A 22829-nucleotide genomic window follows, 5' to 3' on the forward strand; every position below is an offset into this window, starting at 1 on the left:
ACGCCGGCACCGCCGTGGTGCCGGTGGACCGCACGAGCCCCACGGAGCACCTGATGACCCCTCCCGTCCGACGCCGGACCGCACCCCCGCGGAGCGGCAGCCGACCACCGCATCGCCGCTACCGCCGGCCCGTGCTGCTCGCCGTCGCGGCGCTCCTGCTGCCGGTGGGCCTGGCGCCGTCGTCCCTGGCGGCCGACGAGATCACCGTGCCCAACCCCGGGCACCTGGTGAAGGCGGGGCCGGTGAACCCGGCGCACGGCTTCCCGGCCTGGTACGAGGACAGCGCCGGACGGCGGCTGGAGCCGTGCGTCGACCACCAGAACCCGCTGTGCGACATCCCGGCCGACCACGTGCCGAACCCGTCGGCGCCCCTGTCGTTCCCGACCAACTTCCCGTCCGAGGTCTTCTACCAGCTCGTGTCGGCGGAGCTCCCCCTGCGCGGCGGCGGGGAGGCCACGCTCACCCTCGGCCTGGAGGGCGCCTGGATGAACGAGGAGGTCGAGCCCGGCGACCAGACGGTGTTCGCCCGCATCCGGGTGGACGTCGACGACGCCGCCCCCGGCACGACCTACCGGTTCCAGCACCCGTTCGGCACGCTCACCGTCGACACCGACGCGCGCGGCCGTGGCCGGTTCGTCCAGGACGTCACCCCGGCGCTGAACAACTTCGACACCCCGCTGGCCGGGAACTTCGGGCCGTTCCTGCGCTGGCGGCCGGGCGTGCTGCCCAACCCGCCGGCCGGCTACCTCGGGAATCCCGCGGTGCTGCACCAGGTGACCGGCAGCCCGATGAACTACAACAGGTTCACCGCCTGGCAGGGCACCCTGCAGGAGGGCACCACCGACCTGTTCAGCGTCTCCGGCAAGGTCGCGACCAACACCGGTCTCACCGTCGACCGCGCCGCGGTCAACGGAGGCTTCCTCGACGTGTTCGCGACCAGCAGGGGCACGCAGCTGGAGGTCACCGGCCAGGACGGCCGCTTCGCCGCCACCCCGATGGTGCACGACCCGGGCAGCGAGCGGCACTACGCCCGCATCGCGCTGCAGCCCGGCGCTGCCCTGCCGACCGAGGTCACCGTGCGCAACCTCGGCGACAACCCGGTCAGCAGCAAGACCTACCGGATCAACGGGGTGACGGTGAGCCAGGCCAGCTACGACGGCACGAGCCTCACCGTGGCGGCCACCGCCGTCGCCCCGGCGACGTACCCGCTGGAGGTCGTCGGCCTGCGGAGCGCCGGTGCCGCGGTGATGCTCACCTCCGCCGCCCCGGTGACGGTCCCGAGCGCGGCGCCGCCGGCGACGGTGACCGTCAAGGACGGCGCCGGGACCACGGCCACCCTCCCGGTCACCGTCCTGGGTGGCGCGGCCACCCCGCCGGGCTCGGGTGGAGGAGGTGGCGGCACCACCCCCGACCCGGCCGCCCTGCCCGGCGCGCCGACCGGCGTCGAGGCCACTCCCGGGGACGGGCAGGTGACGGTCACCTGGACCGCACCCGCCCACCTCGGGACCACGCCGCTGGTCCGCTACCTGGTGACCGCGGTCGATCCGGCCGGCACCGTCTTCCGGGCGACCGCCGCGCCGGATGCGACGCAGGCCGTGGTCACGGGCCTACTCAACGGTGAGCGGCACACGGTCCGGGTGCGCGCGGTGAACGGCGCCGGGGCGGGCGCGCCGTCCGCACCGGTGTACGTGACCCCGGCGGCGCCGTGACCGGTACCGCGCGGGACACCCGCTGACCCCGAGGGCCCGGCACCGCCAGTGCCGGGCCCTCGGACACATGCCCCGACACGCCTCCAGGAGGGCAAGCACCCATGACCGCGGACCGCGAGGCCCTGCTCCGCTCGCTCTACGCGGCGTTCAACGCGCGCGACATCGACACGGTGCTGGCGGCGATGGGCCCGACGTCGACTGGCCCAACGGCTGGGAGGGCGGCCGGGTGGTGGGCACGACGCCGTCCGCCGCTACTGGGAGCGCCAGTGGGCCGGCATCCGCCCGAACGTCCGGGCCACCAGCATCTCCGAGCGCGCCGACGGCACCGTCGAGGTCGGCGTCCGGCAGGTGGTCCGGGATCCGAGCGGGATCGTGCTGGATCGCTCCGACGTCCGCCACGTCTACGCCTTCGACGGCGGCCGGGTGCGCCACATGGACGTCGAGACCTAGGACGGGCCGGGACGACGGCGGCCCGGTGCCCGCGGTGCGGCACCGGACCGGCCGTGGCTCGTCAGCGCGTGCGGCGGCCGCTCAGCCGGCTGAACAGCCGCTTCAGCAGGTTCGCCTTGATCAATCCGGACACGAGTCCCATGACGGTTCCTCCTCGGTGAGCTGATCCGACGGCCCCGGCCATACCCCCCTCACCCGGAGACATGTACGGATGGCGTGGCCGGGGGCCGGGCGGCGGAACGGGGCCGCCCGCCGGGACCGCCGGCCCGATGGTGCAGAGTCGGCCCTCACCGAGCACGCCGGACGGCACGGACGTCCGTCCCCCAGCAGATCGCGAGCAGACCATGCAGGAGAGGGTGTCGCCCGCCCCGGCGAGTGCGGCCGGGCCGGCGACGAACTGGGCGGGGAACGTCGCCTACCGGGCGGCGCGGCTGCACCGGCCGACCAGCGTCGCCGAACTCCAGGAGATCGTGGCCGGGAGCCGGCGGGTCAAGGCGCTCGGTTCCCGGCACTGCTTCAACGACATCGCCGACACCACCGCCGACCTGGTGACCCTCGAGGGGCTGCCCGGGGACGTCGAGCTCGAGCGGTCCCCGGACGGCGTGGGCGGGATCGCCTGGGTCCCGGGGGGCGCGCGGTACAGCGAGCTGGTGCCGCGCCTGGCCGAGCACGGCTCCGCCCTGCACAACCTCGCCTCGCTGCCGCACATCACCGTCGCGGGGGCCACGGCCACCGGCACGCACGGTTCGGGCAACCGCAACGGCTCACTGAGCACCGCCGTGGCCGGCCTGGAGATGGTCCGCTCCGACGGCGAGCTCGTCACCCTGGCGCCCGGGGACCCGGAGTTCGCCGGCGCCGTCGTCCACCTCGGCGCGCTCGGCGTCGTGACGCGGATCGGGCTCCGGTTCCAGCCGGCGTTCCAGGTCCGCACCAACGTCTACGTCGGGCTCACCTGGGACCGGCTGTTCGCCGACTTCGACGCGGTCGCGGACGCCGCCTACAGCGTGAGCGTGTTCACCGACTGGCACGAGGTGACCCAGGTGTGGGTGAAGGCGCGCACCGACGAGCACGACGTCGCGCCCGAGGAGTTCTTCGGCGCCCGGTCCGCCACGGTCCCGACCCACATGCTGCCGGGCACGCCGGTCGAGAACCTCACCGACCAGCTGGGGCTGCCCGGCGAGTGGCACGAGCGGCTGCCGCACTTCCGCACCGGGTTCACCCCCAGCAACGGCGACGAGCTGCAGACCGAGTACTTCGTCCCCCGACGGCACGCACGGCACGCCTGCGACGCGCTGCGCGCCCTCGCTCCGAGGATCGCCCCGCTGCTCCAGGTCAGCGAGCTCCGCACCGTGGCCGCGGACGACCTGTGGCTCAGCCCCGCGCAGGGCGACGACGTCCTGGCGCTGCACTTCACCTGGCTCCCGGAGGAGGCGCAGGTGCGCGCCCTGCTACCCGTGATCGAGCAGGCGCTGCGTCCGTTCGGTGCCCGTCCGCACTGGGGGAAGCTGTTCACCACCGACGCCGACGAGCTCGCCGGGCTCTATCCCCGGATGCCGGACTTCCGGGAGCTCGTCCGCCGCGCCGACCCGCGCGGGGCCTTCCGCAACGACTACCTCGACCGGACCGTCGCCGCCTTCGGCTGACCGCGCCGGCGGGCCGCCGCCGAGGTCAGCCCACGGCCAGGGGCGAGGTCTCCTCGGAGGTGGCCGCCTGCCGCCGCGGGACCGTCGGGAGGAGCGCGTCGAGCAACCGGTCGTCGAGCAGGCAGCGTTCGCCGGAGACGACGACGGTCGCGGCCCACTCCGACAGGCCGGTGCCGCGGTACTCCGCGCCCCGGGCCGGCCCCTCCACCCGCAACGTCGACCAGTCCGGGTCCGCGCCCGCGGCAGCGGCCATCACGCGGAGCTGGCCCCGCAGACCGGCGGTCACCCGGTCCCGGTCGTCGAACGGCAGAGCTGCTGCGGCGCGGTACATCACAGGAGAGGTCCGTGCCCGTTCTCCGGCGAGCCACACGGCAGCCGCCCGGATCGTGACCGGATCGACTCCTTGCCCGGGCGCCCGCCACCGCGGGCGACCGGGCGGCGTCATCCGGGTGACCGGTCCCGCGCGGCCCGGAGGTGGCCCCCCGTGGCCTCGGCCAGGGAGACGGCGTCCACGGCGACCGTCACGATGGTGGCGCCCTCGGCGGCGTAGCCCGCCGCCTCCTCGCCGCTGCGGGCGTGGACGCCCACGGGGACGCCGGCGGCACGGGCCCGGGCGATGATCGACGACAGGACGCCGCGCAGTTCGGCCCGGTGGCCGTCGCCGGTCAGCTCCAGGGACAGCGCCAGATCGCCGGGGCCGACGTAGACCCCGTCCAGGCCCTCGAGGGCGAGCACGGCGTCGAGATCGGCGAGCATGGACGCCGCCTCCACCATCACGATCATCAGCGGCTCGTCCGCACCGCCGGAGAGCCGGCCGATGGACCGCCCACCAGCGGGCGCGTACCGGCAGGCGGCGACGACCTCGCGGGCGTGATCGGCGTCCCGGACGTTGGGCACGATCACGCCGCGGGCGCCCAGGTCCAACGGCCGGCCGACGTCGGGGAACAGCGCGCTGCGGGTGCGCACCAGCGGCACCGACCCCGCCGCCGTGATGGCCGCCGCCGTCCCCGGCAGCCCGCCCTCCGCCGTGGCCCCGTGCTGCAGGTCGACCACGACGAAGTCGGCGCCGGTCCGCGCCAGCACTTCGCCGGTCACCGCACCGGGGAGCATGTTCCACAGGCCGTGGCACGGCTCCCCCCGCGCCCACCGCTGCCGCAGCTCCACCTCGCCGATCGCCATCCCGATTCCCTCTCCGCCGACACCGCCCGACCCGCCGCGGCCAGGGCGATCCTGCGCGGACGGTGCGCCCGGCGCCACCGCGGCACCGCCGCGCGGCACGGCCGGCGGGGGCAACCGTTGCGCCGCTGACCTACCGCGCCGCCAGCGCGTCGGTGAGCAGGGCGACGAGCGCCTCCAGCTGCACGTCCGCCGACGACGAGACCTCCTCGTCCGATCCGTCGAGCGCCCGGGCGGCGAGCCCCGCCTTGCTGTCGATGAGCTCGGCGATCCGGGCGTCGATGGTCTGCGCGGCGATGATCCGCCAGGCGGTCACCGGCTCGGTCTGACCGATCCGGTGGCTGCGGTCGATGGCCTGGGTCTGCTCGGCGTCGGTCCAGGACAGCTCGGCGAGCACCAGGTTGGAGGCGACCTGCAGGTTGAGGCCCACCCCGGCCGCGACGAGCGAGCAGACCGCGACGGCGACGTCCGGGTCGTTGACGAAGGCGTCGATGTTCTTCTGCCGCGAGGACGGCGTCTGGTCGCCCCGGATCGAGGCGTACCGCACCCCCTGGCGGGTAAACGTCTCCTCCGCGGCGTCCATGACGTCGACGTGCTTGGCGAAGAAGACCACCTTCCCGGCGCTGCGGGCCAGCTGCGCCGCGTAGTCCGCGGCGAGGCCGGCCTTCGCCCGGCCGATGCGCCGCATCATGCCGAACACGTTCTCGCCGGCCGTGGCGGTGGTGGCCTCCTTCAGCTCCCACCGGGCCACCTGGCGCACGAGGTCGGCGTCGATGCCCTCGCCGACGTCGTCGGACGAGCGGTTGGCCAGCGCGGTCTCGTACCGCGTCACCATGCGGCGGGCGAGCTCCTGCTCCGCCGCGCGGATCGACCGGCCGACGGCCCCGTCCAGCTCCACCGGGAGGTCGGCGATGCGGCGCGCGGGGATGTCGGCGGCCACGTCGACCTTGCGGCGCCGGACGATGCCCATGTCGACGACGCACCGGCGGGCGGCCGGGTAGAAGCCGGGATCTGCCGGGGTCAGCCCGGTGTCCTCGAGGGCGTCCAGCAGCTCGCCGCGCGGGCCCGACTCGTCGATCCAGCCGAGGAACTGCCAGATGGCGCGGAAGTCGTCGATGTCGTTGATCAGCGGCGTGCCGGTGAGGGCCATGAGCAGCGGGCGCACGGTGCGGGACCGGAGACGCTCGGCGAGCTCGAGCACGTTCCGCGAGCGCTGCGAGGACTTGTTCTTGATGAAGTGCGCCTCGTCGACGACCATCCCGCGGAACCCGAAGTCGCCGATCCAGCCCGCGTGCCGGTCGAGCACCTCGTAGTTGACGATGACGATGTCGGCGAAGCCGTCGATGGTCTCGCCGTCACCCTGCACGACCGTGGCCGCGCGCTGCGGCGTCCAGAGCCCCGCCTCGCGCGCCCAGTTGGTCTTGACGACGCTCGGTACCACCACCAGGAGCGGATAGGCGTCCGCGGCCTCGGCGGCGAGCAGCGCCTGCGCGGTCTTGCCCAGGCCCGGCTCGTCGGCGAGCAGGAACGTCCGGTGCCCGGCGGCGGCAGCCGCGACGAGCTGCGCCTGGTGCGGCATCAGCTCCAGGTCCTTCGGGACCGGCAGCCAGGCCGGCGTGGGCAGCGGCATGCACGCGGCGTCACCGCTCCCGGCGCGCTCGAAGGAGCTGAGCAGCGGGCCGAGCAGCTCCCAGCCGGCCAGCCGGCGCGGGCGGACGGGGCGCTGCGGAGCGGCGGAGAAGTCGGGCGCGAGGAAGGGGTTGGCCAGCTGCCGGGAGACCACCGACTGCGGCACGACCCGGCGCTCGGGGACGGCGGGGGTGTCGGCCACGGGCTCCGGCGCCGGCGCCTCCTCGGGGGCCGGCTCTATGCCGGCGTCCTTCAACAGCTCCCGACGCAGCGCCCGGGCCGCGTCCGAGGTGACGGCGTCCTCCGAGAGCAGCGCCAGCAGCCCGGCGTCGCGCACGGCGGTCGTGGCGAGGATGGTGGCCACGCCGTCCAGCCGCTTGAGCTGCTCGGCCCGGTGCGACTCGCTGACGGTCGCGTCGTCCCGCACGCGGGCGCGCTCCTCGCGCAGCATCAGCGCCACGGCCTGGAACTTCGTCCGCACCGACGGCGTCACGCGGCTGCGCTGGGCGGCGGCCTCCACCTCGCGGACGGTGCGGGCGAGCACGCCGATGACGTCACCGTCCCGGACGCGTCGCTGGCTCCGCGGAGCGGTGCGGCGAGTGCCCGTCCGGGACTGGCCTCGTCGAGCCACGTACTCCTCCTTCGCAGCGCCCGGCGTTGTTGCCGCAGCGCGGTACCGCCCCCCGGACCCGCGGTCGGGCGGCCGGTGTCCCCGGAAGCGCGCTCGCGGCCGCTCGAGACGCGGCGCGGTCCTCCGGACCGGCGACGACCCGGCACCGCACGGCGGCCCACCCGAGGGGCGGCCCGGCCACCGGTCGACGACCGGGGCGGCTGATCAGGGACGACGTCGCCGCGCGGGCGAGGGCGCGCCCCGGGGTCGGTACGCCACGATGCTAGCCCCTGAGGGCGCGACGCGACGGACGGCGCCCGGATGGGCTTTCCGGGCCGCGGCCGGAACAGGTCCGGGCGGGCCTGCGCTGCAGCGGTCGTGATCGACGTGCGGCTCTCCCTGCTGGACCGGTCCCGCACCCGGATCGGGGAACCCGACACCGCCGCGCTGGACGGCACCGCCGGCCGCGCCGCCGACGCCGAGCGGCTCGGGTTCGACGGGTTCTGGGTGGCCGAGCACCACGGCGTGCCCGGGATCGCCGGCGCCGCCCCGGCGGTGCTGCTGGCCGTCCTCGCCGGCCGGACGGCGACCATCCGGCTGGGCTCGGCCGGCGTGATGCTGCCGCACCACCAGCCGCTCGTGGTGGCCGAGCAGTTCGCCACCCTGTCCGCCGTCGCGCCCGGCCGGATCGACCTCGGGCTGGGCCGCTCCCCCGGCTTCACCGCGCCGGTGCGCCGCGCGCTGCGCGAGACCGACCGCGACTTCGCCGCCGACCTCGCCGAGCTGCGGGCGTTCCTCACCGGGACGGCGGAGATCACCGTGCACCCGCAGCCGGCCGGCCCGGTGCCGATGCACGTGCTCGCCACCGGGCGCGGGCTGGAGGTGGCCGCCGCGCTCGGGCTGCCGGTGATCGTCGGAGGGCCGCTGCTGGGCGTGGGCGGCGATCCGGAGCCCGGGCTGACCGCTCTGGCCGGCTACCGGCGCGCGTTCCGGCCGTCGCCGCAGCACCCGGAACCGCGGGTGGCGATCAGCCTGGACGTGCTCGTCGCCGACACCGCCGCGGAGGCAGCCGCGCTGCTGCTGCCGGAGGCGTGGGCGATGGCCCGGGCCCGCACCACGGGCTCGTTCCCGGCGCTGGAACCGGTCGCCGCCGTGCGGACCGCCCAGCGCACACCCCGCCAGCAGGAGTACCTCGACCGGACCGCGGCGGCCGCGATCGCCGGCACCCCGGCGCAGGTGGCGGCGCGCCTCGCCGAGCTGCTCGAGCGCACCGGGGCCGCGGAGCTGGTCGCCAGCAGCAGCACCTTCGACCGGACCGCGCTGGCCGCCTCGGACGCGGCGCTGGCCGCGCTGTTCGGCCGGGGCTAGCCCGATCCGGGGGTCAGCCGCCGACGGTCTGCTGCAGGTCACCGCGCGGCGCCACCCGCAGCGCCCGGAAGGGCAGCCCCTCGGCTCCCGGCTCGGCCCAGTCGAGCTCGACGGTCTGGCCGGCCCGGAGCTCACCCGATGCCGAGGTGCCCGGCTCGACCACCGCCGCATCGGCCCAGCAGCCGCCCGGCAGCTCCGGGGCCTCGATGAGCGCACCGCGGCGGTCGTCGTCCCACCGGACCACCGTGCCGAAGGTGGTGCCGCCGTGGGTCATGCCCCCGAGACTGCGCCGTCGCCGCCCGGGCTGCAAGCCCGCGCCGCGCGGCCCGCCGTCAGGGCCGGCGCCGGCGTCGAGCGCCCCGGTCCGCTGTCGCGCGGTCGTCCTCCTGCCGCTGCGTGACCGCGATCCACTCGTCGATGGTCTGCCACCAGGAGTACAGCCACTCGGTGCGCTCGGTCTCCCCGCGCGGCACCTCGGCGGCGGGGACGAACCACCAGCGCAGGTGCAGGGTCTTGTCCGTCGGGAGGTGCCGCCACAGGTCCCGCACCGTGCTGAGGTGCTCCAGCCCGGTGTGCGCCACGAAGACCACGTCGGCGTGCGGAGCCGCGCGCAGCGCCGCCCCCACCCCGGCCGGGCGCGGCGGCAGGACGTGCTGCATGGCCTCCGCCCGGCGCACCGCCTGCAGCAGCCCCCGGTCGCGGAGCCGCTGGATCGCCCGCACCCGGCGGCGCGGGGTGGCGTTCGCCCCCTCCGGGAAGATGAGCAGCGCGTCCTCCTCCCCCAGGTCGCGGGCGAGGTCCGCGATCGCCTCGGTCGAGCCCGCCCCCGCCGTCACGAAGTGGTTGGGCAGCCGGTTGAGGTAGACGTCGAGCAGCGGGTCCAGCTGCAGCACGTCCTTCAGCACGATCCGCGGCCGGCGCAGGTGGTCGCGGTCCATGAGCGTGTGGACCAGCAGGAACGAGTCCCCGGGCCCCGCGTGCCGGGACAGCACCACCATGGCGTTCGTCGAGCCCGGCTGCCCGTCGTCCAGGGGCGACCAGGACGCGCCGTCGGTGACCAGCCGCAGCGCGAACAGCCGCCGCGCCGCCCGCATCAGCACGTCCAGCAGCAGCCGCAGCACGGTGTAGTGGGCCGCCCGGTACGCCGCGGTGTGCGCCCGGCGGCCGAAGCCGGCGAACACCCACAGCACCCCGGCCGCGGCGAGCCCCGTGACCTGCAGCACCAGGTAGACCAGCGTGAAGCACAGCAGCCGGAGCGCCTGCCAGCGCCCCGGCAGCCAGGCGGAGACGACGGCCGCCACGAGCACCAGCACCGGCAGCAGGGCGACCGCGCCCACCAGCGCACCGATCAGGAGCGGTCCGGTGAGCCGGCGCACGCGCCGGGGCGGCAGCACCTCACGCCCCGCTCTCGGCCGCGCCGGGCCGGTCCAGGTGCGCGCCCGCGGCGGCGTGCGCCCGGTCGATCCGGTCGGTCACGCCCGAGAAGTCGCGGTAGCGCAGGCTCCGCAGGTCGCCGGCGGACGGCTCGGCCTGCTCGCCGGAGGGCAGCACGTGCACGGTCACCCCCTCGGGCAGCGCGGCCAGGTCGGCGGCGAACCGGTGCCGCCGGGCGATCTCGAAGGCGACCAGCGCGACCTCCCACGGCCGGGTCGGCGGACGCAGCGGGCGGTCGATCCGCCCGACGTGCAGCACGTAGATCGTGTCGGCTCCCAGCGCCACGGCCCGGCCGACCGGGATGCTGTGCACTAGGCCCCCGTCGAGGTAGTGCTCGCCGTCGAGCTCCACCGGCGGCAGCAGCCCGGGCACCGCGCAGGACGCGAGCACCGCCTCGACCAGCGCACCGTCGGTGAACCAGTGCTCGGCGGCCCGCTCGATGCTGGCCGCCACGCACTGGAACGGCACCTCCAGCTCACCGAAGGTGTGCACCGGCAGGTGCTCGGCGAGCAGGTCCCGCAGGGGCTCCCGCGCGTGCACGTGCGTCCGGGTGCGCACCAGGGTGCCGACGCGGGACAGCATCGATCCGGCGAAGACACCGCGGGAGGTGAGGTCGGCCCACACCTCCCGCAACCGCGCCACTCCTCCGGGCGTCGGATCGGCGGCGACCAGCGCCCCGTTGATGGCGCCCACGGACGTGCCCACGACCAGGTCGGGCCGGATCCCGCGCTCGAACAGGGCCCCGAGCATGCCGACCTCGGCCGCACCCAGCACGCCCCCACCACCGAGGACGAACGCCGTGCCCCCGCGTCGGCGCGGCTCTCCTGTCGACGTCATGGGCACATCGTGCCAACCCGTGCCGGCACCGGCGGACCGGGCAGCGACCTGGGCGACGGTGCCCGAGGCGCTGCGCCGGCGGGCGTGCGCTGGTTGACTCGACGGATGGTCGAACCACTGCCGGAGCCCACCCCGGAACTCGATCCGGAGCAGCCCGTCCCCGACGATCCCGGCGAGCTGCTCCCCGACACCCCCGAGACCCTGCCGCCCCCGCCCATCGAGACGACGCCGGACGATCCCGGCGGCGATCCCGGCGGCGTGCCCGAGCCGGCCTGACGCCGCGCCGGGCGGACGAGCGAGACGGGAGACGACGCACATGTGGGCCCAGCGGCTGAGCGGACCCTTCAGCTTCGAACGGGTGGAGATCGACGCCCCGCGCACCGACCGGCTCCCCGACGGGCAGGTCATCCTCGCCCCGCGGGCCGGCGGCATCTGCGGCAGCGACCTGCCCTTCTTCAAGGGCGCGCCGTTCGTGCACGCCGCCAGCCGGGGGACCCCGACGTCCCCGGCTCCCGGGTTCCCGCTGCACGAGGTCGTCGGCGAGGTCGTCGCCAGCCGGCACCCGGCGCACTCGGCGGGCGACCTCGTCGTCGGCTGGGCGTCGTCCTTCGACGGGCTGGCGGAGCTGGTGGTGACCGACGGCGAGGGCCTGGCCGGCTACGACACCGCCATGGCGCCGACCACCGCGGTGATGCTGCAGCCGCTGGCCTGCGTGCTGTACGCGGTCGAGCAGCTCGGCGACGTGCGCGGCCGGACGGTCGCGGTCATCGGCCAGGGGCCCATCGGGCTGCTGTTCAGCCACGTGCTCAAGGCGCGCGGCGCCGGGCACGTCATCGGGGTGGACCGGGTCGACCGCAGCGCCGCCGCGGCGACCTTCGGCGTGGACGAGACCGTCACCGCGAGCGCCACCATGTGGGCGGCGACCCTGGCCGAGGCCGACCGCCCCTCCGCCGTCGTCGAGGCGGTGGGCCACCAGGTGACCACGCTCGAGGACTGCCTGCAGTGCGCCGCCCCGGGTGGGCAGGTGCTCTACTTCGGCATTCCCGACGACCCGGTCTACCCGCTGGACATGCTGACGTTCCTGCGGAAGAGCCTGGTCCTGCGCGCCGGGGTCACGCTGGAGCGGCGCCGGGTGCTCCGGGACGCCGGGAGCTACCTCGCCGAGCACCCCGCGCTCCGGGATGCCTACGTGACCGACGTGCACCCCGTCGACGACGTCCAGGCCGCGTTCGCCCAGGCCGTCCAGCCCCGCCCCGGCCAGTACAAGATCGCGCTCGACCTGGGGTGACGGCCGCCGGTGCCGCCCGGGCTCAGGCGGCGCCGACGACCACGGTCGCGACCTCGATCCGCCCCGCGCGCGGGCCCGGGCGCCAGCTCGGCGCGGTGCAGACGAACAGGGTCCGGCCGTCGTCGCCACCGAGCGCGCAGGCGTAGGACAGCGATCCGCTGCCCACGGCCACCCGGCCGGTCACCTCGCCGCCGTCCCGGACGCGCAGCACCTCGGGCGTGCGGGCGGTCGCGACCCACACCTGCCCCTCGGCGTCGAGGCAGATCCCGTCGGGGGCGACACCGGGGAGGTCGGCGAACACCCGCCGCCCGGACAGCGACCCGTCCGCGGCGACGTCGAAAGCGGTCAGCCGGGCCGCGTAGGTCTCGGCGACCACGAGCGTGCGACCGTCGGGGCTCAGCACCATCCCGTTGGGGAAGACGACGTCCTCGGCGGCCACGTGCACCGAGCCGTCGGGGTCCACCCGCAGCAGCGCAGTCGGCTCCGGGGCCGCACCGCCCTCGAGGTCGAAGCCGAAGCTGCTGACGTAGGCCCGGCCGGCGGCGTCGACCAGCAGGTCGTTGGCCCGGGAGCGGGTCGAGCCGGTGAGGTCGGCGTGCAGCCGGGGCACGTCCTCCCCCACCCGCAGCAGGGCCCGCCGGACCATGGAGACCACCAGCAGGTCGCCGCCGGGCAGCCAGCCGAGCCCGGACGGGCTGTCGTCCAGCTCCAAGGCCACCGACAGCCCGCCGTCCGGAGCGAGCCGGCGCACCACGCGGTCGTGGAAGTCGGAGAACCAGAGCCGGCCCTCGTGCCAGCGGGGCGCCTCGGGGAAGCCGAGGTCGTCGGCGAGGACGGTGGTCGTCGTCACCCGACGCACCGTAGCCGGGCTCACCCGACGGCGGCGTCCGGCGCCGGCTCGGCGGGACGGGGCAGCCGCCCCATCAGGAAGAACTCGGGGTTCGGTGCGATCCCGGCGAAGTGCGCCAGCCGGTTGGACAGGGCGAAGAACGAGGTGATCATGCCGACGTCCCAGACGTCGTCCTCGGTGAGGCCGTGCCCGGCGAGCTCGGCCAGGTCGTCCGCGGTCAGGGCAGCCGGGTCGGCGGCCAGCCGGGTGGCCACCGCGAGGACCGCGTGCATCCGCGGTGACAGCGGCGCCTTCCGCCAGTCGACGGCGACGTGGTCGGCGATGTGCGGGTCCTTGGTGCGGATGCGGGCGACCGCACCGTGCGCGACGACGCAGTACAGGCAGCTGTTGCCGGCGCTGGTGGCGACCACGATCAGCTCCCGGTCGGCCTTGGACAGCCCGGGCGTGTCCTTGTCCATCAGCGCGTCGTGCATCGCGAAGAACGCCCGTGCCTCGTCCGGACGCCAGGCCAGGGCGGCGAAGACGTTGGGCAGGAAGCCCGACTTCTCCTGGACCTCCGCGTAGCGCTCGGCGAGGTCGGCCGGCAGCTCGGCCGCCGGCCGGAGGGGGAAGCGGCTGATCGGGATCTGGGTCACCGCCCCACTCTGGCAGCGGCGCCCCCGTTGCGCACCGTCCCGCGCGCCGTCGACGTGCGCACGCCCCGTCCCCGTGGTGATCTGGACGCCAGGAGCGGCACCCCGCGCCGGCCACGCCCGGCGCGCCGGCGGACCGGGGAGGTCACGTGCGACGGGTCCATCTCGTGGCGACGGGCGGCACCATCGCGAGCCGGCAGGGCCCGGACGGCCTCGCGGCCACCACTCCCGCCGCCGAGCTGCTCGCCGCGTCCGGGTGCCCGGACGGCGTCGAGGTCACCGCGAGCGACCTGACCACCGTCGGCAGCTACGCGCTGTCGGGCGCCGACCTCCGGCGGCTGGTCGCGGAGGTGCGCCGGTGCCTGACCGACGAGGTCGACGGCGTCGTCGTCACCCACGGCACCGACACGATGGAGGAGTCGGCGTACCTCGCCGACCTGGTCCACGACGACCCGCGCCCGGTGGTGTTCACCGGCGCCCAGCGCCCGTTCGACTCCCCCGCTCCCGACGGGCCGGCCAACCTGGCCGCGGCCCTGCGGGTGGCCGCCGCGCCGGTGGCCCGGGACCTGGGCGTGCTGCTCTGCTTCGACGGGCTGGTCTTCCCGGCCCGCGGGGTGCGGAAGGTCGAGACGCTGCGCAGCGCCGCCTTCGGCGCGCCCGGAAGGGGCCCGGTGCTGCAGGTGGCGGACGGCCCCCCGGTCCTGCTGGGGCGCCCGGTGCGGCCGGCGCCATTGCCGCTCGACCTCGACCGGGAGCTGCCGCGCGTCGACGTCGTCCCGTGCTACCTGGGAGCCGACGCCGCGCTGCTGCGCGCCGCCGTCGCCGCCGGCGCGCAGGGCGTCGTGCTCGAGGCCTTCGGTGCGGGGAACGTCCCGCCCGACGTCGCGGCGGAGGCCGGCCGGCTCCTCGCCCGCGGCATCCCGGTGCTCGTCTGCTCCCGGGTGCCCTCCGGGCCGGTCGCCCCGCTCTACGCCGGCGGCGGCGCCGGGCTGGCCCGCGCCGGTGCCCTGTTCGGCGGCGACCTGAGCCCGTGGCAGGGCCGGCTGCTGCTGGCCGCAGCACTCGGCCTCGACCCCCGGAAGCCGCAGCGGCTGCTGGCCGACCGGCTCCCGCCCGGCACCGATCCGCCCACGTCCCAGGCCGCGCGCGGCCGGCAGGAGAGGAACGAGCACCGATGACCAAGGAGATCTTCGTGGCGTTCGGCGTCGACATCGACGCGGTCGCCGGCTGGCTGGGGTCCTACGGCGGGGAGGACTCGCCCGACGACATCTCGCGCGGGCTGTTCGCCGGCGAGGTCGGCGTGCCCCGCATCCTCGAGCTGTTCCGGCGCCACGGGCTCACCCAGACCTTCTTCTGGCCTGGGCACTCCATCGAGACCTTCCCGGAGCAGTTCGACGCCTGCGTCGCCGCCGGCCACGAGATCGGGGTGCACGGCTACAGCCACGAGAACCCGATCGCGATGAGCCGGGAGCAGGAGCAGGCGGTGCTCGACCGCTGCATCGGCCTCATCGAGGAGCGCGCCGGGCGCCGTCCCACCGGGTACGTGGCGCCGTGGTGGGAGTTCAGCCGGGTCACCAACGAGCTGCTGCTCGACCGCGGCATCACCTACGACCACTCGCTGATGCACCGGGACTTCGAGCCCTACTACGTGCGGGTGGGCGACAGCTGGACGAAGATCGACTACTCGCAGCCGGCGGAGAGCTGGATGAAGCCCCTGGTGCGCGGCGAGGAGACCGACCTCGTCGAGATCCCGGCGAACTGGTACCTGGACGACCTGCCGCCGATGATGTTCATCAAGTCCAGCCCGAACAGCCACGGGTTCGTCAGCCCCCGGGACATCGAGCAGTCGTGGCGGGACCAGTTCAACTGGGTGTACCGCGAGCAGGACTACGCCGTCTACACGATGACGATCCACCCCGACGTGTCCGGGCGGCCGCAGGTGCTCCTGGCGCTGGAACGGCTCATCGAGCACATCAACACCCACGACGGCGTCACCTGGGCCACCTTCGACCAGATCGCGCAGGACTTCCTCCGGCGCCGTCCCCGGACGGGCGGGGGTTCGTGAGGCCGGGGCGCGCCTGATGTGCGGCGCCTGCGGCACCGCCGCGGTCGCGTCCGCGGAGGACCTGCTCGCCGGGGCCGGCCCGGCGCAGCGGGCCGCGCGCGCGGCGGCGGCCGGCCGCCTGCTGACCGGCCGGCAGGTGCGGGTCTCGACCTGGCGCGGCGGCTACCTGGTCACGGCCGCGACCGGGCGGGCCCGGGTGGCCGCGGACCTCGACCAGCTGTGGGACGCCGTCGGGCTGCCGCGCGCGGCGCCCGGACGCGCCGCCGCCGGCGCCGGGTGGGCCTGGGCCGCGCTCCCGCCCGGGTGGGACCTCCAGGCCGCTGTGGTCTGGCTCTCCGCGGCCGTCCGCAGCGGCGAGGTGACCGGCACCGCCCTGCCCGACGGGCCGAGCGACCGGATCGGCGTCCGCGCGCCCGATCCCGGCCGGGCGCTCGCCGGCCTGCTCGCCTTCGCGTCGGGGGCCGGCCCGGCGGCCTGCCCGCCCGCGCCGTCGTCCGTCGCATCGGACGCGTCCGGCCGGAACGGCGCCTAGCCTCGCAGACGTGGGTTTCACCGTTCCCGACGCGCACCTGCTCGCGCTCGACGCGCACGACGGGCAGGTCGACGAGCACGGGGACGACCACTACCTCTCCCACCTGCGGCCGCTCGGCGCGGCGCTGCGCCCGTACGGTCCGGAGGCCGAGATGGCCGGCCTGCTCTCCGACATCGTCGGGTCCACCCGCGACCACCCCGATCCCGCCCGCCGCTACGACCTCGACCGGCTGCGCGCCCTGGGCGTCCCGGAAGTCGTCGTCGAGGCGGTGGACGCGGTCACCCGGCGCCCCGGCGAGCCCTACATGTCCGGGCTGGTCCGACGGGCCGCCGGCCATCCCCTCGGCCGGCTGGTCATGCTGGTCGGCAACAGCCGTGACCTCGCCGCCGGCGCCGCGCTGGCCGCGACCGATCCGGACAAGGCCCGCACCCTGCGCGAGGGCCGCTACCGCCCGGCGCGCCGGATCCTGCTCGCCGCCGAGGCCGCCGACCGGCAGCACGGGTGCCGCGTCCTCGTCTGACGCCGACGCGACGGCCCGGTTCCGGGCCCGGGGATCAGCCGGGGATGACGTCCAGCCGGATGGTCTCGGGCAGGCCGCGGAGCCGGTCGGTCACGTCCGAGCCGAGCGTCCCCCGCACGTCGGTGACCGCGTACCCGACCGTGCCGGTCGTGGTGAGCAGCTGCTGCTCGACGTTCAGCCCGCCCTCGGCGAGCACCCCGGCCAGGTGGGCGAGGGCGCCGGGCTGGTTGCGGTGCAGCAGCAGCAGGCGGGTGGCGCCGTCCAGCCGGGGCAGCTGCACCTCGGGGAGGTTCACCGACAGCCCGGTGACCCCGGCCCGCAGGTAGCCGACCAGCTTGCCGGCGACGAAGTCACCGATGTCCTGCTGCGCCTCCTCGGTGGAGCCGCCGATGTGCGGGGTGAGGATGACGTTGGGCAGCCCGCGCAGCTCGGACTCGAACGGGTCCCCGGGGCCGGCCGGCTCCTTCGGGAAGACGTCGACGGCCGCGCCGGCCAGGTGACCGCTGACGATGCGCTCCCGCAGCGCCCCGTGGTCGACCAGGAAGCCGCGGGAGAGGTTGAGGAAGATCGTGCCCCGCGGCATCAGCCCGAACTGGGTGTCCCCGAACATGCCGCTGTTGCCCGGGCGGCCGTCGACGTGCAGCGAGACGACGTCGGAGTCGGCGAGCAGCTCCTCGAGGGTGGCGCAGCGGCGGGCGTTGCCCAGCGCCAGCCGGTCGGCGGTGTCGAAGAAGCGCACGTGCATGCCGAGCGCCTCGGCCAGCACCGAGAGCTGGCTGCCGATCTTCCCGTACCCGACGATGCCCAGCCGCCGGCCGCGCAGCTCGTGGCTGCCCTTGGCGGACTTGCGCCACTGCCCGGCGTGCATGGCGTCGTCCTGGACGGTGAGCCGGCGGGTCAGCGCGATGATCTCCGCGACCGCGAGCTCGACCACGCTGCGGGTGTTGGAGAACGGCGCGTTGAAGACCGCGATCCCGCGCTCGGTGGCGGCCTTGAGGTCGATCTGGTTGGTGCCGATGCAGAAGGCACCGATCACCCGGAGGTCGGGGGCCTGCTCGAGCACCTCGGCGGTGACGTGCGTGCCCGAGCGCAGGCCGAGCACCTGCACGCCGGCCAGGCGGGCGGCCAGCTCCGCGCCGCCGAGGGCCCGGGCCTCCCGCTCGACCTCGATGCCGGAGATGTCGAGCACCTCGGCCGCAACCGGGTGGATCCCCTCGACCAGCAGTGCCTTCAGGTCGTTCACGCGTTCTCCCCTGCTCCTCCGCACCGACGTCCACGGCGCCTGCCCCGCCGGCCGTGCGGGACGGTCACCAGCATGCCTGCTCGCCCTGCGCGCCGACCGGCCGGGGATCAGTCCAGCAGCGGACGGACGTTCTCCGTCCACACGTCCCAGCCGACCCGGCCGATCAGCGCGGTGACCACCACGAGGAAGACCACCCGGATGAAGCCGCTCCCCCGGGCGGTCGCCGTCCGGGAGCCGAGGTAGCCGCCGAGCATGTTCGCCGCGCCCAGGACGATCCCCAGCCCCCAGAAGACCGCGCCGTGGGGGGCGAAGAACAGCAGCGCGCCCAGGTTCGTGGCGACGTTCACGATCTTGGCCTTCGCGCTGGCGTTGAGGAAGTCGTAGCCCAGCAGCGAGACCATCGCGAAGACCAGGAACGACCCGGTCCCGGGGCCGAGGATGCCGTCGTAGAACCCGATCACCGCCCCGACCAGCCCCGCGACGACGTGGTGCCGGCGCCCGCTGTGCCGCAGCGCCGTCACCTCCCCCAGGGACGGCCGCAGCAGGGTGAAGGTGGCGATGGCGATCAACGCGACGACGATGACCGGCTTGAACACCGACGCCGGCAGCGCCGCCGCGACCGACGCCCCGGCGAAGCTGCCGACCAGCGCGATCGCGGCCATGGGCAGCGCGGTGCGCAGGTCGGGGTGCACCCGGCGGTAGTAGGTGACCGCGCTGGTCGTGGTGCCGAAGATCGAGGCCAGCTTGTTGGCGGCCAGCGCCTGCACCGGGCTCATCCCCGGCACGAGCAGCAGCGCGGGGAGCTGGACGAGCCCGCCGCCGCCCACGACGGCGTCGATCCAGCCGGCCGTCAGCGCGGCGAGCAGGAGCAGCAGCAGGATGCCCGGGGTCAGCCCTTCGGGCAGCAGGTCGGCCGGGACGGCGTCCAGCATTCCGCCGACGACCTCCTCGTCCCCCGCCCGGGGCCGGGCGCCTGACGCAGAACGGTAGGGCCTGGGGTCAGGCGCGCGCGGACCCGGTCCCCCGGGACGCGGCGAGGCGCCGGTTGACCACCTCGACCTGCTCCGGCGAGCCGATCAGCTCACCGATCGCCTCCTGCTCGGCCTGCAGCCCCTCGGCCAGGTCCACCCGGCCCGCGAGGTCGACGAGCCGCTTGACGTGCCGGGTGGCGGTACGGCTGTGCCCGGCGATCTCCCGGGCCAGCGTTTCGGCCGCCGCGAGCGGGTCGTCGGCCAGCCGCGTGGCCAGGCCGAGGCGCACCGCCTCCGCGCCGTCGACCTTCCGGCCGGTCAGCGCCAGGTCCTTGGCGACGTCGCGGCCGACGAGCTCCGGGAGGAGCTGGGTGCCCATCATGTCCGGCACCAGCCCCCAGTGGACCTCCATCACCGCCAGCCGGGCGTCCGGGGCGACGATCCGGAGGTCGGCCCCGAGGGCGATCTGCAGCCCGCCGCCCAGCGCCACGCCGTGCACCGCGGCGATGACAGGGGCCGGCACGAGCGACCACACGTGCACCGCCTGCTGGGCCAGCGCCCGGGCCGCTCCGAGCGGCTCCCGGGGCGCGGCAGCCCCCGACCGGCGGCCGTCGCCCATCGCGGCGAACTGCGCGAAGTCCAGGCCGGCGCAGAAGGCGCGGCCGTTCCCGGCGAGCACCACGGCGCCGACGTCGTCGCGCGTCATGAGCTCGGTCCCCACGGCCACGAGCGCCTCGAACATGGCCGGGTCGAGCGCGTTGAGCTTCTCCGGCCGGTCGAGCCGCACGGAGGCGACCCCGTCGGCCACGTCGAGGGTCACGCGTCGGTCCTGGTCGCTCACGGCTGCCTCCGGGAAGTCCTCGACCGCTGCGTCGCGGCCGGGAGGCATGCTAGTGAGGGCCACGTCACAGCGGGGCACCCGTCCCGCCACAGCGGCGCACCCGTCCGCCACGGCCGGGCACCCGCCCCGCGCCCGGTCAGCCGGTGAACGCGCGGATCTCGGCCAGCCGGGCCGGGGTGACCGTCTTGAGCCGGGCGACGGCGCGGGCCAGCGGCACCAGCTCGATCTCGGTGCCGCGCAGGGCGACCATCTGGCCGGTGTGCCCCTCGTGCGCGGCGATCGTCGCGTGCAGGCCGAAGCGGGTGGCCAGCACCCGGTCGAAGGAGGTCGGCGTCCCGCCGCGCTGGACGTGGCCCAGCACGGTGGCCCGCACCTCCTTGCCGGTCCGCCGCTCGAGCTCCTCCCCCAACTGCTGGGTGACGCCGGTGAAGCGGCGGTGGCCGAACTCGTCGACGCCGCCCCGCCGGAAGGCCATCTGCCCGGGCAGCGGCTCGGCGCCCTCGGCGACGACACCGATGACGTGCGAGTCCCCACGTGCGAACCGCTCGCACACCAGCGAGACGACGTCGTCGACGTCGAAGGGCTGCTCGGGCACCAGGGTGAGGTGCGCCCCGGCGGCCAGGCCCGCGTGCAGCGCGATCCACCCGGCGTGCCGGCCCATGACCTCGACCAGCAGCACCCGCTGGTGGGACTCGGCGGTGGTGTGCAGCCGGTCGATGAGCTCGGTGGCGATGCTGACCGCGGTGTCGAAGCCGAAGGTCAGGTCGGTGCCGTCGATGTCGTTGTCGATGGTCTTGGGGATGCCCACCACCGGGACCCCCGCCTCCGACAGCAGGTGGGCCGCGGTCAGGGTGCCCTCGCCGCCGATCGGGATGAGCACGTCGATCCGGTGCTCGTCCAGGGTGCCGATCATCTCGTCGATGCCGGCGTTGAGCTTCTCCGGCGCGACGCGGGCCGAGCCCAGGGTGGTGCCACCGCGGGTCAGCAGCCCGTCGACGGCGGCGACGTCCAGCGGCGTCGTCCGGTCCTCCAGCAGCCCGCGCCAGCCGTCGCGGAAACCGACCACCTCGCTCCCGTAGTGGGCACCCGCGGTGCGGACGACGGAGCGGATCACGGCGTTGAGGCCGGGGCAGTCCCCGCCTCCGGTCAGTACTCCGATGCGCACCGGCTGGCTCCTCGCGGTCGTGGGCCGGGACACGGTCGACCATACGTCATGACGTCTAGACGACACGGTGACGCGCGGGCCCGCCGGACGGCCGTGCCGCCCACGGCGCGCGCCGGGACCGGAGCGTCAGCGGCCGGGGCGGAACGGGTTGCGGCCCGGGCGGAAGAGCGTCTCCTGGGTGAAGCTGGCGGCCAGCAGCCCGCTGGGGGTCGTGATCGAGCCGGTGTACCAGCCGCGCCCGCCGGAGACGGTGCGCGGGACCATGTCCATGAGCACCCAGTCGTCGAGCCGCGCGTGCCGGTGGAACCACACGGCGTGGTCCAGGCTCGGGCCCGGTGCGGCCTCGTCCTCGGGCAGGGCGGACAGCCCGGTGCCGATGTCGGACAGGTAGGTCAGGACGCAGGCGTGCACCAGCGGGTCGTCGGGCAGCGCGACCGTGGCCCGCGCCCAGAACCGGGTGGGCCAGTTCGCCGCGGGGAACGGCTGCGCCGGCCGGCGGGCCGCCATGGAGAACAGCCGCGGCAGGTCGAACGCGGGCAGCGCGTCGGGCGCCTCCACCGACGGCGTCTCCTGCACCTGCTGGTCGGGACCGGCTCCAGGGACCGCGAAGGAGGCGGACATGCTGAAGATGACCTCGCCGCCCTGGATGGCGACCACCCGGCGGGCCGAGAACGAGCCGCCGTCCCGGTCCCGGTCGACGCGGAAGATGGTCGGGCGGGCCGCGTCACCGCTGCGCAGGAAGTAGCCGTGCAGTGAGTGCGGCAGCCGGTCGGCGCCCACGGTCCGGCCGGCGGCGAACAGCGCCTGCGCGGCCACCTGCCCGCCGTACAGCGGGAACGGGTCGGTGAACAGCAGCGTGCTGCGGTAGAGGTCCCGGTCCAGCTCCTCCAGCGCCAGGACGTCGAGGACGCTGGGCTCCACCCCGGTTCGGTCCTGGCCGGTGCCGGCCGCCACGGTTCCCACGCCGGGACAGTAGCCGCAGGCTCCCCTGCGGCCGGCGAAAGGGCGAGGCCCGCGCCCCACCGACGGGTAACCCGGGGACCACGCCGCCACCTGCGGCTTCTTCGGGTCGGACAGCGGCCTGCGGACCACGGGCCCCCCTCATGCGGGGGAACTCACTCCGGGGTCGGGCGGCACGCCCGGCCGGCCGGACCCGACGCCCCCCGCCATGAGCGAGCAGTACTCGTCACTCGACCCCCGTGACGCCTTCGCGGAGCTGGCCCGGCTGAGCTTCCAGGACACCTCGATGGACGCGATGCTGCAGCGCATCGCGGAGCTGTCCAAGCAGGTCATCCCGGCCGTCGCGGAGGCGTCGGTCAGCGTCGTCGCCAACGACAAGGCCAGCACCGCCGCCTTCACCGGGGCCCTCGCCCTCGACCTCGACGAGTCGCAGTACGGCCGGGGTCACGGTCCCTGCATCGAGGCCGCCGTCGGCCAGGAGCCGCTGGAGATCCGCGACGCCCGCACGGAGAGCCGCTGGCCCGACTACGCCCGCACCTGCGTGGAGCGCGGCTCGCTCAGCTCCCTGTCCGTGCCGGTGCCGGTCCGGAACCCCGTGTTCGGCGCGCTCAACCTCTACGGGACCGACGCCGGCGCATTCGACGACGACGCGCGCGACACCGCCCGCGTCTTCACGTCCTACGCCGCCGTGGCCCTGCAGAACATGCACCTCTACGAGAGCGCCCGGGAGCTCGCCGAGGCCATCGTCGACGGCGTGCGCGACGACGGGCCGTCCGGCAGCTAGCCGGGGCAGGCGGGTTCCACCCGCCCGGTGAGCTGCGGCGCGAGGCGCCGGCGCCGGTCGACCGGCACCCCGGCACCACCGACGGGGCCGACCGGGAGCGGTGATCATCGGGCTCTGTACCG

The 22829-nt window shown here is 75.6% G+C and carries 23 protein-coding genes; 10 read left to right on the top strand and 13 right to left on the bottom strand.

All coding sequences use genetic code 11. The annotated features are described in order from the left end of the window. Positions 1 to 131 precede the first annotated feature (131 nt). Together ACI79T_RS10915 and ACI79T_RS10920 are read left to right on the top strand one after the other, a co-directional pair. Positions 132 to 1709, top strand: coding sequence for a fibronectin type III domain-containing protein (locus ACI79T_RS10915; protein WP_456610083.1), 1578 nt, complete (start codon positions 132 to 134; stop codon positions 1707 to 1709). Positions 1710 to 2503: 794 nt separating this feature from the next. Beyond that, positions 2504 to 3802: a D-arabinono-1,4-lactone oxidase gene (locus ACI79T_RS10920; protein ID WP_456610084.1), complete on the top strand. Its 1299-nt coding sequence runs from the start codon at positions 2504 to 2506 to the stop codon at positions 3800 to 3802. Between the two features lie 25 nt (positions 3803 to 3827). On the opposite strand, the gene ACI79T_RS10925 is transcribed toward ACI79T_RS10920, so the two are convergent. From ACI79T_RS10925 to ACI79T_RS10935, 3 genes are all read right to left on the bottom strand, one after another. Beyond that, positions 3828 to 4136, bottom strand: coding sequence for a hypothetical protein (locus ACI79T_RS10925; RefSeq protein ID WP_456610085.1), 309 nt, complete (start codon positions 4134 to 4136; stop codon positions 3828 to 3830). A 107-nt stretch (positions 4137 to 4243) separates the two neighbouring features. After that, complete coding sequence (locus tag ACI79T_RS10930; RefSeq protein ID WP_456610086.1) at positions 4244 to 4981, bottom strand: HpcH/HpaI aldolase family protein; 738 nt, start codon at positions 4979 to 4981, stop codon at positions 4244 to 4246. Positions 4982 to 5111: 130 nt separating this feature from the next. Further along, positions 5112 to 7238: a DEAD/DEAH box helicase gene (locus tag ACI79T_RS10935; RefSeq protein ID WP_456610087.1), complete on the bottom strand. Its 2127-nt coding sequence runs from the start codon at positions 7236 to 7238 to the stop codon at positions 5112 to 5114. Between the two features lie 357 nt (positions 7239 to 7595). Here ACI79T_RS10935 and ACI79T_RS10940 point away from each other — a divergent pair, with 357 nt between their 5' ends. Next, a complete protein-coding gene (locus ACI79T_RS10940) occupies positions 7596 to 8585 on the top strand; it encodes an MsnO8 family LLM class oxidoreductase (RefSeq protein ID WP_456610088.1) in 990 nt (329 codons plus the stop codon). 13 nt (positions 8586 to 8598) lie between these two features. Here the strand turns inward: ACI79T_RS10940 and ACI79T_RS10945 are convergent, their stop codons facing one another. From ACI79T_RS10945 to ACI79T_RS10955, 3 genes are read right to left on the bottom strand one after another with little or no spacing between them, the layout of a single operon-like run. Further along, entirely contained in the window at positions 8599 to 8859 is a 261-nt protein-coding gene (locus ACI79T_RS10945) for a hypothetical protein (protein WP_456610089.1), read from the bottom strand. Between the two features lie 58 nt (positions 8860 to 8917). Beyond that, on the bottom strand, positions 8918 to 9979 hold the full coding sequence (locus ACI79T_RS10950) for a lysophospholipid acyltransferase family protein (RefSeq protein WP_456610090.1): 1062 nt from the start codon (positions 9977 to 9979) through the stop codon (positions 8918 to 8920). Between the two features lies 1 nt (position 9980). Further along, on the bottom strand, positions 9981 to 10856 hold the full coding sequence (locus tag ACI79T_RS10955) for a patatin-like phospholipase family protein (RefSeq protein WP_456610091.1): 876 nt from the start codon (positions 10854 to 10856) through the stop codon (positions 9981 to 9983). A gap of 105 nt (positions 10857 to 10961) precedes the next feature. Between ACI79T_RS10955 and ACI79T_RS10960 the strand changes: the two genes are divergently transcribed. Beyond that, complete coding sequence (locus ACI79T_RS10960; protein ID WP_456610092.1) at positions 10962 to 11132, top strand: hypothetical protein; 171 nt, start codon at positions 10962 to 10964, stop codon at positions 11130 to 11132. A gap of 82 nt (positions 11133 to 11214) precedes the next feature. Next, positions 11215 to 12144 (top strand): zinc-binding dehydrogenase, encoded by a 930-nt coding sequence (locus ACI79T_RS10965; protein WP_456610093.1) that lies wholly within the window; start codon positions 11215 to 11217, stop codon positions 12142 to 12144. Between the two features lie 22 nt (positions 12145 to 12166). On the opposite strand, the gene ACI79T_RS10970 is transcribed toward ACI79T_RS10965, so the two are convergent. Both ACI79T_RS10970 and ACI79T_RS10975 read right to left on the bottom strand, forming a co-directional pair. Further along, entirely contained in the window at positions 12167 to 12994 is an 828-nt protein-coding gene (locus ACI79T_RS10970; protein ID WP_456610094.1) for an SMP-30/gluconolactonase/LRE family protein, read from the bottom strand. A 20-nt stretch (positions 12995 to 13014) separates the two neighbouring features. Continuing rightward, on the bottom strand, positions 13015 to 13629 hold the full coding sequence (locus ACI79T_RS10975) for a peroxidase-related enzyme (protein ID WP_456610095.1): 615 nt from the start codon (positions 13627 to 13629) through the stop codon (positions 13015 to 13017). Between the two features lie 146 nt (positions 13630 to 13775). Between ACI79T_RS10975 and ACI79T_RS10980 the strand changes: the two genes are divergently transcribed. Genes ACI79T_RS10980 through ACI79T_RS10995 form a run of 4 tightly spaced genes read left to right on the top strand, consistent with a single transcriptional unit; the run spans position 13776 to position 16743 of the window. Beyond that, positions 13776 to 14804: an asparaginase gene (locus tag ACI79T_RS10980; protein ID WP_456610096.1), complete on the top strand. Its 1029-nt coding sequence runs from the start codon at positions 13776 to 13778 to the stop codon at positions 14802 to 14804. Beyond that, positions 14801 to 15691 (top strand): polysaccharide deacetylase family protein, encoded by an 891-nt coding sequence (locus tag ACI79T_RS10985; protein ID WP_456610097.1) that lies wholly within the window; start codon positions 14801 to 14803, stop codon positions 15689 to 15691. The genes ACI79T_RS10980 and ACI79T_RS10985 overlap by 4 nt, the downstream gene beginning before the upstream one ends. Before the next feature lie 16 nt (positions 15692 to 15707). Then, the gene (locus ACI79T_RS10990; protein WP_456610098.1) at positions 15708 to 16223 is read left to right on the top strand and encodes a hypothetical protein; all 516 of its coding nucleotides are present in this window, start codon (positions 15708 to 15710) and stop codon (positions 16221 to 16223) included. Positions 16224 to 16233: 10 nt separating this feature from the next. Continuing rightward, positions 16234 to 16743: a phosphohydrolase gene (locus tag ACI79T_RS10995; protein ID WP_456610099.1), complete on the top strand. Its 510-nt coding sequence runs from the start codon at positions 16234 to 16236 to the stop codon at positions 16741 to 16743. Positions 16744 to 16777: 34 nt separating this feature from the next. Here ACI79T_RS10995 and serA read toward each other — a convergent pair whose 3' ends face one another. The 5 genes from serA to ACI79T_RS11020 all read right to left on the bottom strand — a co-directional run bounded on the left by serA (position 16778) and on the right by ACI79T_RS11020 (position 21926). Next, positions 16778 to 17986 (bottom strand): phosphoglycerate dehydrogenase, encoded by a 1209-nt coding sequence (gene serA / locus ACI79T_RS11000; protein WP_456610100.1) that lies wholly within the window; start codon positions 17984 to 17986, stop codon positions 16778 to 16780. A 107-nt stretch (positions 17987 to 18093) separates the two neighbouring features. After that, complete coding sequence (locus ACI79T_RS11005) at positions 18094 to 18918, bottom strand: sulfite exporter TauE/SafE family protein (protein ID WP_456610101.1); 825 nt, start codon at positions 18916 to 18918, stop codon at positions 18094 to 18096. A 67-nt stretch (positions 18919 to 18985) separates the two neighbouring features. Further along, the gene (locus ACI79T_RS11010; RefSeq protein ID WP_456610102.1) at positions 18986 to 19798 is read right to left on the bottom strand and encodes a crotonase/enoyl-CoA hydratase family protein; all 813 of its coding nucleotides are present in this window, start codon (positions 19796 to 19798) and stop codon (positions 18986 to 18988) included. Positions 19799 to 19934: 136 nt separating this feature from the next. After that, positions 19935 to 20963 (bottom strand): ATP-dependent 6-phosphofructokinase, encoded by a 1029-nt coding sequence (locus ACI79T_RS11015; protein WP_456610103.1) that lies wholly within the window; start codon positions 20961 to 20963, stop codon positions 19935 to 19937. Positions 20964 to 21089: 126 nt separating this feature from the next. Beyond that, on the bottom strand, positions 21090 to 21926 hold the full coding sequence (locus ACI79T_RS11020; protein ID WP_456610104.1) for an acyl-CoA thioesterase: 837 nt from the start codon (positions 21924 to 21926) through the stop codon (positions 21090 to 21092). Positions 21927 to 22131: 205 nt separating this feature from the next. Here ACI79T_RS11020 and ACI79T_RS11025 point away from each other — a divergent pair, with 205 nt between their 5' ends. Further along, complete coding sequence (locus ACI79T_RS11025; RefSeq protein WP_456610105.1) at positions 22132 to 22707, top strand: GAF domain-containing protein; 576 nt, start codon at positions 22132 to 22134, stop codon at positions 22705 to 22707. Positions 22708 to 22829 lie beyond the last annotated feature (122 nt).

The sequence above is a fragment of the Blastococcus sp. SYSU DS0619 genome (genome assembly GCF_054051035.1).

Coding starts and splice junctions, on each gene's coding strand:
- ACI79T_RS10920 (WP_456610084.1), top strand. CDS start 2,504: ATGCAGGAGAGGGTGTCGCCCGCCCCGGCGAGTGCGGCCGGGCCGGCG.
- ACI79T_RS10930 (WP_456610086.1), bottom strand. CDS start 4,981: ATGGCGATCGGCGAGGTGGAGCTGCGGCAGCGGTGGGCGCGGGGGGAG.
- ACI79T_RS10945 (WP_456610089.1), bottom strand. CDS start 8,859: ATGACCCACGGCGGCACCACCTTCGGCACGGTGGTCCGGTGGGACGAC.
- ACI79T_RS10955 (WP_456610091.1), bottom strand. CDS start 10,856: ATGACGTCGACAGGAGAGCCGCGCCGACGCGGGGGCACGGCGTTCGTC.
- ACI79T_RS10960 (WP_456610092.1), top strand. CDS start 10,962: ATGGTCGAACCACTGCCGGAGCCCACCCCGGAACTCGATCCGGAGCAG.
- ACI79T_RS10985 (WP_456610097.1), top strand. CDS start 14,801: ATGACCAAGGAGATCTTCGTGGCGTTCGGCGTCGACATCGACGCGGTC.
- ACI79T_RS10990 (WP_456610098.1), top strand. CDS start 15,708: ATGTGCGGCGCCTGCGGCACCGCCGCGGTCGCGTCCGCGGAGGACCTG.
- ACI79T_RS11005 (WP_456610101.1), bottom strand. CDS start 18,918: ATGCTGGACGCCGTCCCGGCCGACCTGCTGCCCGAAGGGCTGACCCCG.
- ACI79T_RS11025 (WP_456610105.1), top strand. CDS start 22,132: ATGAGCGAGCAGTACTCGTCACTCGACCCCCGTGACGCCTTCGCGGAG.